At 71.9% G+C, this 12,639-nt stretch carries 11 protein-coding genes and 1 pseudogene; 9 read left to right on the top strand and 3 right to left on the bottom strand.

Going from position 1 to position 12,639, the window contains the following annotated elements:
• Positions 1–442 precede the first annotated feature (442 nt).
• Positions 443–868, top strand: a complete 426-nt coding sequence (locus tag ACZ418_RS11825) for a hypothetical protein (RefSeq protein ID WP_468360715.1) — start codon at positions 443–445, stop codon at positions 866–868.
• Between the two features lie 211 nt (positions 869–1,079).
• On the opposite strand, the gene ACZ418_RS11820 is transcribed toward ACZ418_RS11825, so the two are convergent.
• Positions 1,080–1,940 (bottom strand): LysR family transcriptional regulator, encoded by an 861-nt coding sequence (locus ACZ418_RS11820; protein WP_468360712.1) that lies wholly within the window; start codon positions 1,938–1,940, stop codon positions 1,080–1,082.
• A 169-nt stretch (positions 1,941–2,109) separates the two neighbouring features.
• On the opposite strand from ACZ418_RS11820, the gene ACZ418_RS11815 reads away from it, so the two are divergent.
• Positions 2,110–2,985 (top strand): NmrA family NAD(P)-binding protein, encoded by an 876-nt coding sequence (locus ACZ418_RS11815; protein ID WP_468360709.1) that lies wholly within the window; start codon positions 2,110–2,112, stop codon positions 2,983–2,985.
• Between the two features lie 113 nt (positions 2,986–3,098).
• Here ACZ418_RS11815 and ACZ418_RS11810 read toward each other — a convergent pair whose 3' ends face one another.
• On the bottom strand, positions 3,099–3,326 hold the full coding sequence (locus ACZ418_RS11810; RefSeq protein ID WP_468360706.1) for a hypothetical protein: 228 nt from the start codon (positions 3,324–3,326) through the stop codon (positions 3,099–3,101).
• Between the two features lie 188 nt (positions 3,327–3,514).
• Between ACZ418_RS11810 and ACZ418_RS11805 the strand changes: the two genes are divergently transcribed.
• The 5 genes from ACZ418_RS11805 (at position 3,515) to ACZ418_RS11785 (ending at position 9,940) form a co-directional block, all read left to right on the top strand.
• Entirely contained in the window at positions 3,515–5,554 is a 2,040-nt protein-coding gene (locus ACZ418_RS11805) for a bifunctional aldolase/short-chain dehydrogenase (protein ID WP_468360703.1), read from the top strand.
• Positions 5,551–6,999: a rhamnulokinase gene (locus ACZ418_RS11800; RefSeq protein WP_468360699.1), complete on the top strand. Its 1,449-nt coding sequence runs from the start codon at positions 5,551–5,553 to the stop codon at positions 6,997–6,999. The genes ACZ418_RS11805 and ACZ418_RS11800 overlap by 4 nt, the downstream gene beginning before the upstream one ends.
• A gap of 72 nt (positions 7,000–7,071) precedes the next feature.
• On the top strand, positions 7,072–7,827 hold the full coding sequence (locus ACZ418_RS11795) for a (Fe-S)-binding protein (RefSeq protein WP_468360696.1): 756 nt from the start codon (positions 7,072–7,074) through the stop codon (positions 7,825–7,827).
• Positions 7,824–9,302, top strand: a complete 1,479-nt coding sequence (locus ACZ418_RS11790) for a LutB/LldF family L-lactate oxidation iron-sulfur protein (protein WP_468360693.1) — start codon at positions 7,824–7,826, stop codon at positions 9,300–9,302. The genes ACZ418_RS11795 and ACZ418_RS11790 overlap by 4 nt, the downstream gene beginning before the upstream one ends.
• Positions 9,299–9,940: a LutC/YkgG family protein gene (locus ACZ418_RS11785; protein WP_468360690.1), complete on the top strand. Its 642-nt coding sequence runs from the start codon at positions 9,299–9,301 to the stop codon at positions 9,938–9,940. Before ACZ418_RS11790 ends, ACZ418_RS11785 begins: the two co-directional genes overlap by 4 nt.
• Before the next feature lie 7 nt (positions 9,941–9,947).
• Here ACZ418_RS11785 and ACZ418_RS11780 read toward each other — a convergent pair.
• Positions 9,948–10,088 (bottom strand): annotated as a pseudogene (locus tag ACZ418_RS11780) (transcriptional regulator); the annotation flags it as partial.
• Positions 10,089–10,333: 245 nt separating this feature from the next.
• Here ACZ418_RS11780 and ACZ418_RS11775 point away from each other — a divergent pair.
• Positions 10,334–11,191: an AAA family ATPase gene (locus ACZ418_RS11775; RefSeq protein ID WP_468360687.1), complete on the top strand. Its 858-nt coding sequence runs from the start codon at positions 10,334–10,336 to the stop codon at positions 11,189–11,191.
• A complete protein-coding gene (locus ACZ418_RS11770; protein ID WP_468360684.1) occupies positions 11,188–12,540 on the top strand; it encodes a vWA domain-containing protein in 1,353 nt (450 codons plus the stop codon). The genes ACZ418_RS11775 and ACZ418_RS11770 overlap by 4 nt, the downstream gene beginning before the upstream one ends.
• The last annotated feature ends 99 nt before the right edge of the window (positions 12,541–12,639 follow it).

Here is a 12,639-nt window from a genome sequence, read left to right as displayed (position 1 = left end):
AAGCGAGGCGCCGCCTGAAGCGAGGCGCCGCCTGAAGCGAGGCGCCGCCTGAAGCGAGGCGCCGCCTGAAGCGAGGCGCCGCCTGAAGCGAGGCGCCGCCTGAAGCGAGGCGCGGCCAGAGGCGAGGCGCGGCCTGATCAGGCCGCACGCAGTTGCCTTGAGACTGTGCGGCGGGAGACGGCCCGAAGGCAGGTCCGCTCCGACCATCCGGCAGGTTGACGGCCGGGACATGCTGACGCGCGCGCCTCTCCTGGCCTGCGGGCCGGCAAGGGCCTGACACGTACTACTGTCCCGGCTCGTGACCGATGCTGCGCACCGCACTGCTGCGGACGACGACGCGCTTCTGGCGAGGCTGCACGCCCTCGCGTGGGGTTCGGAGAGTGTGCCCACCTCTCGTGGCTGTCTCCCGGATCAGCCCTTCCCCCCTCTCACGACGACAGAAGTGGACCTCGCTGAACGCGGCCTCGGGTATCGGCTGCCCGACTTGCTCCGGCGCGTCTACACCGAGGTCGGCGACGGGGGGTTCGGGCCGGAAGGCGGCCTTGCCTCGCTGACGCCGCGCCGCGTTCCGCACTGGCATGTGCCGGACTGGCATTGCGCGACGACCATTCACGCCGAGCGGGCGGGGTGCGGGCCGTCGGCGTCGTGGTTCTTCTTGACGGGCGGCGGCTGCACCATGCAGTGGTACGTCTCGCTGATAGCGGTTGATCATCCGGTGTTGCTCTGGGATGCCGACGGCTGGGTACCGGAGTGGGGCCAGGATCCTCATGACGGCCTGCGATATGCGGCGCCATCGCTGCGGCAGTGGCTGTGGACCTGGGCAGACGGAGGCAACGTGTGGGACGAAGCGCTGGCGCAACTCGATTAGCCACTACGGGGCGGGTGGCACAGCTTGCGTTGACTTCACCGCCCGCCGTCCGGCCCGGCGGGTGCTCTTCGGCTTCGAGGTCGGCTTGTGGGCCCAGCGGCCGGGTTGCACGGTGCCGCGTCTGACACCGGGTTCTCAGCACGGGCCGTCGGTTCACTTCTTGGCCCCACCCCGCCCGGCCGCCTCTTCATCTCGTGGCCGGTCAGCGGTATTAGGGAGCCCCGCCGCCGGGTGCCACCGCGGTGGCCGCGCGGATCAGTGCTGCCGTGGCCGTCGAGCGGGACTGCTGGGGCCAGGCGATGGACAGGGTGACCGGCGGTGTGTCCGGCAGCGCGCGGTATACGACGCCGGGGCGGGGGTAGCGGGTCGTGACCGACTCGGGCAGGAGCGTCACCACCTCGCCCAGTTCGACGAGGGTCAGCAGTTGCGGCAGGTCCGCGATCCTGTGGCGCTCGACGACGGTGTCCAGGTAGCGGTCCAGGCCGTCGAGGCGGCCGGGCTCGACGCCCGGAAGGGCGAGGTCGGCGAGGGTGAGGTGGTCGCGGGCGGCCAGGGGATGCGTGGCCGGGAGAGCGGCGAGACGGGGCTCGACGGCGAGCGGCTCGGCGTCCAGCCCGGTCCGGTCGAACGGCTCGTAGATCAGGGCCGCGTCGGCCTCGCCCTCCCGCAGCAGCCGCACCTGCTCGCGCCAGCCGGAGAGCCGGACGGTGACGGGCCGGGCCGCGGGCTCGGTGGCGTAGCGGGCCAGGATGGGCTCCAGCAGGCCCGCGTCGCCGTCGGCCTTGACGGCCAGGACCAGCTTGGGCTCGGGGTCGGCGGCGCGCTGGGCCCGTCGGCCGGCGGCGTGCAGCGCGTCGAGGGCGACCCGGGCCTCGGCCAGCAGGACGCGGCCGGGCGTGGTGAGGGTGACGCTGTGGGTGGTGCGCTCGAAGAGGGTGACGCCGAGGTCCGTCTCCAGCCGGCGGATGGCGCGGGACAGAGGCGGGGCGGAGATGCCCAGCCGTTCGGCGGCTCGGGAGAAGTTGAGTTCCTCCGCGACGGCGACGAAGTAGCGCAGTGACCGGGACTCCACGACCTGGCACCTCCGTTCGGTATGTCCCTGAGAGTAACAAGCGGGATCCGACCGGTCCTTCCGTGCGGTGCGGCTTCGGCGCAGGATCGACGCAGGCGGTCCCCCGGTGCGTCGGCTCGCACCGCGCGGCGTCAACCGCCTTTCCCGCGAACTCTCTTGGAGCTTCTTGATGCTTGTCGTCACCACACCCACCGGCCAGATCGGCCGGCAGGTCGTCGACCGTGTCCTCGGCGCCGAGGAGCCGGTCCGGGTGATCGTGCGCGATCCCGGCCGGCTCTCCCCGGACGTACGCGAGCGGGTCGAAGTCGTACAGGGCTCGCACCGTGACCGCGATGTGGTGATGAAGGCGTTCACGGGCGCGGATGCCGTGTTCTGGCTGGTGCCACCGGACCCGCGCGCCCCGAGCGTGGAGGACCATGTCCTGGACCCCACTCGGTCGGCGTGCGAGGCGATCGGCAGCCACGGCGTCCAGCGGGTCGTCGCCGTCTCGACCATGGGCAGCGGGATCGAGCGGAACGCCGGCCACCTCTCGGCGGCCCGGGCCGGTGAGGAACTGCTCGCGGGCACGGGCGTGAGGTTCCGGGCGCTGCGTCCCCCGGGCTTCATGGAGAACCTGCTCTGGCAGCTCGACACCCTCAGGAACCAGGGCGCCTTCTTCTGGCCCCACCCCGCGGATCACACCTTCGCTCTCGTCGCCACCCGCGACATCGCCGCGAAGGCCGCCGAGCTCCTGCTCGACGACTCGTGGAGCGGTCAGGGCGCCGTGCCCGTGGTCAGCCCCGACTCCCTGTCCCCCGCCGACGTGGCGCACATCGTCTCCGAGGTGCTGGAGCGGCCCGTCCGCTTCCAGCAGGTGCCGGTCGAGGCCTACCGCGCCACGATGCTGGAGCACGGAGCGAGCGAGGCCTGGGCGCAGGGTCTGGCCGATATGGCCGTGGCCCAGAACAACGGCGCCTACGACGAGGAGCACCGCACCGCACCGCCCGGCCCCACCGGCTTCCGCCAGTGGTGCGAGGAGGTGCTCAGGCCCGCCTTCCTGGCCTGAGCACCTCCTCGCGGACTCATTCGGGGGCCGGAGATCGGACAGCGGATCGCGGCCGGCGGCCAGGCGGGCGCGCCCGAGCCCGGAACGCCCGCACGGCGTCCCGCGCGCGGCCCTCACGAAGGTGAGGTCTCCGCCCGGGCGGGTGCGATCGGCCCGCGGCGCCGGCCGGGCTTGGCGGCCTCCAGGCCGGCGACCGTGCGGTGCGGCCGGTCGGCGACGGCGCCGCAGCCCTCCGCCGGGAGCATCCGGTACGCCGGCTGCGGCTCGCCGCAGCCGGCGTACAACGCGTCGCAGATCAGCGGTGTACCGGCGAACCCCTTGGAGAGGATCTGAAATGTCATGAAACGTTTCACGAAGCGTGAAGCCGAGGAGCAGAGTAGTTCTCGCGCTCCTGCGAAGTCACCGGGAGTGGCCGCGTCGACGTCTTGACGCCGCGCACCCATGCGACTAGGTTCCTGAAGCGATTTCCTGAAACGATTCAAGCACCGCGCGCCGCCCCGCCCCGACGACGCAAGAAAGAGAACCGATCATGGCACCCCACCCCGAAGCCGCCGCCCTTCTGGCACGGTCCCATCGGCTCGGCTCCGATCCCCGTAACACCAACTACGCCGGCGGAAACGCGTCCGCCAAGGGCGCCGCCACCGATCCCGTGACCGGCGGTGACGTCGAGCTGATGTGGGTCAAGGGGTCCGGTGGTGACCTCGGGACGCTCACCGAGGCCGGGCTCGCCGTGCTGCGGATCGACCGGCTGCGGGCGCTGAAGGGGGTGTACCCGGGCGTCGAGCGCGAGGACGAGATGGTCGCCGCCTTCGACTACTGTCTGCACGGCAAGGGCGGGGCGGCTCCCTCCATCGACACGGCCATGCACGGGCTCGTCGAAGCCGCGCACGTCGATCATCTGCATCCGGACTCGGGTATCGCGCTCGCCTGTGCCGCCGACGGGGAGAAACTGACCGCCGAGTGCTTCGGGGACACGGTGGTGTGGGTGCCGTGGCGGCGGCCCGGGTTCCAGCTCGGGCTGGACATCGCGGCGGTCAAGGAGGCCAACCCGCAGGCGATCGGCTGCATCCTGGGCGGGCACGGGATCACGGCGTGGGGTGAGACGTCCGAGGAGTGCGAGCGCAACTCGCTGCACATCATCCGTACCGCGGAGGCGTTTCTCGCGGAGCGCGGGAAGCCGGAGCCTTTCGGGCCGGTGATCGAGGGGTACGAGGCGCTCCCCGAGGCCGCGCGGCGGGAGCGGGCGGCGGCGCTGGCGCCGTACGTCCGGGCCGTCGCCTCGCAGGACAGGGCGCACGTCGGGCACTTCGACGACTCCGGCGTCGTACTGGAGTTCCTCGCCCGCGCCGAGCATCCGCGGCTCGCGGCCCTGGGCACGTCGTGCCCGGACCACTTCCTGCGGACCAAGGTGCGCCCGCTGGTGCTGGACGTGCCGCCGACCGCGCCGCTGGAGGAGGCCGTGGCCCGGCTGAAGGAGCTGCACGCCGCGTACCGGGAGGAGTACGCCGCCTACTACGAGCGGCACGCCCTGCCCGACTCGCCCGCGATGCGCGGCGCCGACCCGGCGATCGTGCTCGTGCCCGGCGTCGGCATGTTCAGCTTCGGCAAGGACAAGCAGACCGCTCGCGTGGCCGGCGAGTTCTACGTCAACGCCATCAACGTGATGCGCGGCGCGGAAGCGGTGTCGGCGTACGCGCCGATCGAGGAGTCGGAGAAGTTCCGCATCGAGTACTGGGCGCTGGAGGAGGCCAAGCTCCAGCGGATGCCGAAGCCGAAGCCGCTGGCGGCCCGGGTGGCGCTGGTGACCGGCGCGGGCAGCGGGATCGGCAGGGCCATCGCGCACCGGCTGGTGGCCGAGGGGGCGTGTGTCGTCGTCGCCGATCTGAACGACGAGAGTGCCCAGGCCGTGGCCGAGGAGCTGGGCGGACCGGACAAGGCGGTCGCCGTCACCGTCGACGTCACGTCCGAGGAGCAGATCGCGGACGCCTTCAAGGCGGCGGTGCTCGCCTTCGGCGGAGTCGACCTGGTCGTCAACAACGCCGGGATCTCCATCTCCAAGCCGCTGCTGGAGACTTCGGCACGCGACTGGGACCTGCAGCACAACATCATGGCCCGCGGTTCCTTCCTCGTCTCACGGGAGGCGGCGCGGGTGATGATCGCGCAGGGGATGGGCGGTGACATCGTCTACATCGCCTCCAAGAACGCGGTCTTCGCCGGGCCCAACAACATCGCCTACTCGGCCACCAAGGCCGACCAGGCCCACCAAGTACGGCTCCTGGCAGCCGAGTTGGGCGAGCACGGCATCCGGGTCAACGGGGTCAACCCGGACGGTGTGGTGCGCGGCTCCGGGATCTTCGCGGGCGGCTGGGGTGCGCAGCGGGCCGCGGTATACGGGGTGCCGGAGGAGAAGCTGGGCGAGTTCTACGCCCAGCGGACCATCCTCAAGCGGGAGGTGCTGCCGGAGCATGTCGCGAACGCCGTCTTCGCGCTGACCGGCGGCGAGCTGACCCACACCACCGGGCTGCACGTCCCGGTCGACGCGGGTGTGGCGGCCGCGTTCCTGCGATGAGCGGGCTCGTGAAGTCGTACGCCGCGGTCGACCTGGGCGCCTCCAGCGGGCGGGTGATGGTCGGCCGGGTGAGCCCGGACTCGCTGGAGCTGGGCGAGGCACACCGCTTTCCCAACCGCCCGGTGCGCACACCCGAGGGACTGCGCTGGGACATCCTCGCGCTGTACGGCGGTGTCCTGGACGGGCTGCGGGCGGCCGGCCGGGTGGACTCGGTCGGCATCGACAGCTGGGCGGTGGACTACGGTCTGCTGGACGCCGACGGGGCCCTGCTGGGCAACCCGGTGCACTACCGTGACGCCCGCACGGAAGGTGTCGCGGAGAAGGTGTGGGCGACCGTGCCGGCCGGGGAGCTGTACGCGGCGACGGGCATCCAGTACGCCCCCTTCAACACCCTGTACCAGCTGACGGCGGCCCGGGAAAAGCGCCAACTCGCTTATGCCGAGCGGCTGTTGCTCATCCCGGACCTGGTGTCGTACTGGCTGACCGGCGAGCAGGGCACCGAGCTGACCAACGCCTCCACCACCCAGCTCGTCGATCCCCGGACGCGGACGTGGTCGTACGGCATCGCCGAGCGGCTCGGTATCGACCTCGGCCTGTTCGCGCCGCTGCGGCAGCCCGGCGATCCGGCCGGGCTGCTGCGGCCGCAGGTGCTGGAGGACACGGGGCTGACCGGTCCCGTGCCGGTGACGGCCGTCGGCTCGCACGACACCGCCTCCGCGGTGGCCGCCGTCCCGGCCAGCGGCGAGCCCTTCGCCTACATCTGCACCGGCACCTGGTCCCTGGCCGGGCTGGAGCTGACCGCTCCGGTGCTCACCGAGGAGAGCCGGGCCGCGAACTTCACCAACGAGCTGGGGCTCGACGGCACGGTCCGGTATCTGCGCAACATCATGGGACTGTGGCTGCTCCAGGAGTGCCAACGCGCCTGGGGCGGTCCCGACTTGGGGCTGCTGTTGCGCGAGGCCGGCGCCGTGCCGGCGCTGCGCTCGGTGGTGGACGCCGGGGACGAGACGTTCCTGGCGCCGGGGCGGATGCCGGAGCGGATCGCCGAGGCGTGCCGGGCGTCCGGGCAGCCGGTGCCGGTCACGCGGGCCGAGATCACCCGGTGCATCCTGGACTCGCTGGCCCTCGCGCACCGGCGGGCGGTCGAGGACGCGCAGCGGCTGGCCGACCATCCGGTGGACGTGGTGTACCTCGTCGGCGGCGGCACCCGCAACGCGCTGCTGTGCCAGCTGACCGCCGACGCCTGCGGGCTGCCCGTGGTCGCCGGTGCCACGGAGGCGGCGGCCCTCGGCAACGTCCTGGTCCAGGCCCGTGCCCAGGGGCTCGTCGGCGACCTGGCCGCGATGCGCCGGCTGCTCACCCGTACCCAGCCGCTGACCCGGTACGCGCCGCGTGGCGACGGCGCGCGCTGGCGGGAGGCCGAGGCCCGGCTCGCCGCACGGTGACCGGCGGTCTCCCGTCGGCGTTGTTCGCCTACTACCCTGCACTCGTCCGATGACCGATCCCGAGGAGCCGCGATGCGTGTCGCCCTGTTCCTGACCTGTGTCAACGACACGCTCTATCCGGACACCGGCCGTGCTGTGCTGAAGCTGCTGACCAGACTGGGTGTCGACGTGGACTTCCCGATGGGTCAGGGCTGCTGCGGGCAGGCGCATTACAACACCGGTTACCGGCATGAGGCCGAGCCGCTGGCCCGGCACTTCTCCGATGTCTTCCGCGAGTACGAGGCGATCGTCACTCCCTCCGGTTCCTGCGGGGCGATGGTGCGGGAGCTGTATCCGCGGATGGGCGAGCGGGCGCGTGCCGAGGGCCGGGGGGACTCGCTGGCGCGGACGCTGGCGCCGGTGGTGCCGAAGACGTACGAGCTGACCGAGTTCCTGGTGGACGTGCTCGGGGTGACGGACGTCGGCGCCTACTACCCGCACACGGTCACCTACCACCCCACCTGTCATGGCCTGCGCTCCCTCGGTCTCGGTGACCGGCCGCGCCGGCTGCTCCAGGCGGTCAAGGGCCTGGAGCTGGTCGAGCTGCCGGGTGCCGAGGAGTGCTGCGGGTTCGGGGGCACGTTCGCGCTGAAGAACGCCGAGGTCTCGGCGGCCATGGGCACGGACAAGGTCCGCAACGCCGAGTCGACGGGCGCGGAGGTGCTGTGCGCGGCCGACAACTCCTGTCTGATGCACATCGGCGGCACCATGAGCCGACTGCGGATCGGCATACGGCCCGTCCACATCGCGGAGATCCTGGCGAGCACGGAGGAGGAACCGGCGGCATGAGCGGAACGTTCGTCGGCATGCCGGCCTTTCCGAAGGCCGCGCACGATGCCGTTCACAACCCCACCCTGCGCGGCAATCTGCGGCACGCGACCCACACCATCCGCGCCAAGCGGGCCCGGGCGGTCGCCGAGCTGTCCGACTGGGCGGCGCTGCGGGAGGCGGGTCGCCGGATCAAGGACCACACCCTGCGCCATCTCGACCGCTATCTGGTGCAGTTGGAGGAGTCGGTCACGGCGGCGGGCGGTACGGTCCACTGGGCCGCCGACGCGGACGAGGCCAACCGGATCGTCGCCGAACTCGTCAAGGAGACCGGTGAGTCGGAGGTCGTCAAGGTCAAGTCGATGGCCACGCAGGAGATCGGGCTCAACGAGGCCCTGCTCGAAGAAGGCATCCACGCCTATGAGACCGATCTCGCCGAGCTCATCGTGCAGTTGGGCAAGGACCGGCCCTCGCACATACTCGTGCCGGCCATCCACCGCAACCGGGGCGAGATCCGGGACATCTTCCGCTCCGAGATGGGCGAGTGGGGCCGTCCCGCTCCCGAGGGTCTGACCGACGCCCCGGCCGAACTCGCCGAGGCCGCCAGGCTGCACCTGCGGGAGAAGTTCCTGCGGGCGAAGGTCGGCGTCTCCGGCGCCAACTTCATGGTCGCCGAGACCGGCACCCTCGTCGTCGTCGAGTCCGAGGGCAACGGCCGGATGTGCCTGACCCTGCCGGAGACACTGATCTCGGTCGTCGGCATCGAGAAGATCGTGCCGACCTGGCGGGACCTGGAGGTCTTCCTGCAGACCCTCCCCCGCTCCTCCACCGCCGAGCGCATGAACCCGTACACGTCGATGTGGACCGGCACCACGGACGACGACGGACCCCGGACCTTCCACCTCGTCCTGCTCGACAACGGCCGCACCGACACCCTCGCCGACCAGGTCGGCCGCCAGGCCCTGCGCTGCATCCGCTGCTCGGCCTGCCTGAATGTGTGCCCGGTGTACGAGCGGGCGGGCGGCCACGCCTACGGCTCGGTGTATCCGGGCCCGATCGGCGCGATCCTCAGCCCCCAACTCCGCGGCACGGCGAGCGAGATCGACGCATCCCTGCCGTACGCGTCGAGTCTGTGCGGCGCCTGCTACGAGGTCTGCCCGGTCGCCATCGACATCCCCGAGGTGCTGGTGCATCTGCGCGAGCGGGTCGTGGAGGGTGGTCCGGCGGTACGGCAGGGCAACAAGGTGGTACTGAAGCCGGCCAAGGGGCATACGGCCGAGCGGGCGGCCATGCGGGCGGCGCGCTGGGCGTTCACCCACCCCGGGGCCCTGCGTACCGGCCAGCGCCTCGCCTCCCGCACCCGCCGGCTGCACCCCCGTACCCTGCCGGGCCCGGGCAGGGCGTGGAGCGGCACCCGGGACCTGCCCGCCGTACCGGCGGAACCCTTCCGGGACTGGTGGCAGCGCACCCGTGGTGGAAAGGACGGCACCAAGTGAGCAGCAGGGACAGGATCCTGGGCCGGGTGCGGCGGGCGCTCGCCGATGTGACACCGGACGAGAGGCCGTACGAGCAGGCCGTGAGCCGGGACTATCTGCGGGAGCACGGGACGCGCACGACCGAGCAGACGGTGGAACTGCTGGCCGAGAACCTGGCGGAATACCGGGCGATCGTCCACCGTGCCACCGACGAGGAGATGCCGTATCTCGTCATGCGGCTGCTGGCCCGGCGCGGCTCGCAGGAGGTGCTGGTACCGCCAGGGCTGCCACCGGCGTGGCTGTCCGCCGCGGACCCGGTACGGATCCACGACCGGGCGGTGAGCACACCGCAGCGGCTGGACCGGGTGGGCAGTGTGGTGACGGCGTGTGCGGTGGCGATCGCCGAGACCGGCACGATCGTCCTGGACGGCTCCCCCGACCAGGGCCGACGCCGCATCTCTCTGATCCCGGACCACCACATCTGCGTCGTCCAGGTTCCGGACCAGGTGGTCTCCTCGGTCCCGCAGGCCCTCGAACGCCTCGACCCGGCCCGCCCGTTGACCTGGATCTCCGGCCCTTCTGCCACCAGCGACATCGAGCTGGACCGGGTGGAGGGCGTGCACGGTCCGCGCACACTGGAAGTGATTCTGCTGAGCTGACCGGGCGTCACTTCCGCTGGGTCACCGCGTCGAGCAGGCCGGGAAAGGCCTGGTCCAGCTCGGCGCGGCGCAGTGCGTTCATCCGTGAGGTGCCGACGTAGCACTGCCGGATCAGCCCGGCCTCGCGCAGCACCCTGAAGTGGCCGGTACCTGGAGTCGAACCAGCAGTTCGGGAAGATCGTGGTGACCGTCGGGCGGTGATCCACTGTCGGCGCGGGTGACGGTCCCGGACGCCTTGTGGATGCCGCCTCCGGCGCCGGCCGTGTTGCGGGTGACGGAGCTGTGCTTCAGGGTCGTGGAGCCGACGTCGTCCCCCGAATCCACGTGACAGAAACGCTGAACAAGCGCTTAGATAGGAGTCCGGACTCCACTCCCGACCCGCCGGAGGCCCCGTTGTTCACGTCCGTCGACGACGTCTCCGCCCGCCTCGCCGAGACCGGCTACCTCGCCTCGCCCGCCGTCGCCACGACCGTGTTCCTCGCCGACCGGCTCGGCAAGCCGCTGCTGGTGGAGGGCCCCGCCGGGGTCGGCAAGACCGAGCTGGCCAAGGCCGTCGCCCAGGTCGCCGGGACCCGGCTGGTCCGGCTCCAGTGCTACGAGGGCGTGGACGAGTCCCGCGCGCTGTACGAGTGGAACCACGCCAAGCAGCTGCTGCGCATCAGCGCCGGCCGTGACGAGAGCTGGGACGAGACCCGCACCGACATCTTCAGCGAGGAGTTCCTGCTCCCCCGCCCGCTGCTGACCGCCATCCGCGGTGACGAACCCACCGTGCTGTTGATCGACGAGACCGACAAGGCCGACGTCGAGATGGAGGGACTGCTGCTGGAGGTGCTCAGCGACTTCCAGATCACGGTCCCGGAGCTGGGCACGGTCACCGCGACCCGGCGCCCGTTCGTCGTCCTCACCTCCAACGCCGGCCGGGAGCTGTCCGAGGCGCTGCGCCGCCGCTGTCTGTTCCTGCACATCGGCTTCCCCGAGGAGGAGCTGGAGCGGCGGATCGTACGGCTGAAGGTGCCGGGCCTCGACGCGGCGCTGGCCGAGTCGGTGGTCCGGGTGGTCGGCGCGCTGCGCGCGATGGACCTGCGCAAGGTGCCGTCCGTCGCGGAGACCATCGACTGGGCGCGCACCCTGCTGGCCCTGGGCGCCGACACCCTGGACGAGACGGTCGTACGGGACAGCCTCGGAGTGATCCTCAAGCATCAGGACGACATCCAGAAGGCGGCGGCGAAGCTCGACCTGGACGCACTGTGACCGCCGTCGCCGAGCGGATCACCGGGCTGGTCGGCGCGCTGCGCGCCCACGGCGTGCGGATCGGCACCGGCGAGACCGTGGACGCGGCCCGTGCCGCGGAGGCGCTGGGTCTCGCCGACCGGGAGCTGCTGCGGGAGGGGCTGGCCGCGACACTGCTGCACGGCCCCGCTCAGCGGGCGGTGTTCGACCCGGTCTTCGACCTGTACTTCCCGCGCGGGGTGGGGGGCCCGGACGGAGAATCCAGGGACCGCGAGGCGCTGCGCGACCGTCTGGCCGAAGCCCTGGCGGCGGACGACCGCTCCCTGATGGCCCGGTTGGCGGTGGAATCGGTCGACGCCCTCGGCGGCTACGGCAGTTCACCCGGCTCGGACGGCTTCTCGGCGTACCAGACGCTGGACCGGCTGCGCCCGCAGACCCTGTTGGCGCGCGTGCGGGCAGACGTCCGGGGTCAGGGCGCGAGCGGTGCCGGCTTCACGGACCGGCTGCTGGACGACGAGATCCGGCGCCGTATCGAGGACTTCCGGCGGATGGTCGGAGCAGAGGCACGACGCAGGGTCGCCGAGCGGCGCGGGCGGGACGAGATCGCCCGGCGCGGTGTCGTACCGACCGCGGACCGGGTGGACTTCCTGTACGCGAACCGGAACCAACTGGCCGAGCTGCGCAGGGCGGTTCAGCCGCTCGCGCGCAAGCTGGCCACCCGGCTCGCCGCGCGTCGGCGCCGGGCCGCGCGCGGCACCGTAGACCTGCGCCGTACCCTGCGCTCCTCGCTGTCCACGGGCGGGGTGCCGATGCGGCCGGTACTGCGCCGGCGCCGCCCCGTGCGCCCCGAACTGGTGCTGCTGTGCGACGTGTCCGGCTCGGTGTCCGGCTTCTCCGACTTCACGATGCTGCTGGTGCAGGCGCTGCACGACCAGTTCAGCAAGGTCCGCGTGTTCGCCTTCGTCAACCGGCTCGACGAGGTGACCGGCCTGCTCGACCACGGCCGCGCCGACCCCGACGGGCTCGGCGCCCGCATCCACGCCGAGGCCACGCTCACCGGCTGGCACGGCAGCAGCGACTACGGCGTGGCACTTGGCGAGTTCACCGCGCGGTACGGCGACGCGGTGGGCCCGCGCACCACCGTGTTCGTCCTCGGGGACGCCCGGACGAACATGAGCGACCCGAACCTGGCCGCCGTACGCGAGGTCGCCGGGCGGGCCCGCCGCGTGTACTGGCTGAACCCCGAGCCGCGGGACCGATGGGGCACCGGCGACTCGGCCGCACCCGCCTATGCCGAACTGATCGAGATGCACGAGTGCCGTACGGCCCGTCAGCTCAGCGCGCTGATCGCCCGGCTGCTGCCGGTGTGATCGACTGGTCCGGACGACCGCGATCGGCACCGATCAGCACCCGATCGGCACCGATTCGCACGATTCGCACCTGCTCCGCACCGAAGGACGTACGTACGC

The organism is Streptomyces sp. NPDC030820 (assembly GCF_055572075.1).
Note: the sequence above shows the minus strand (reverse complement) of the source record. Positions and strands in the feature narration are given on the sequence as shown.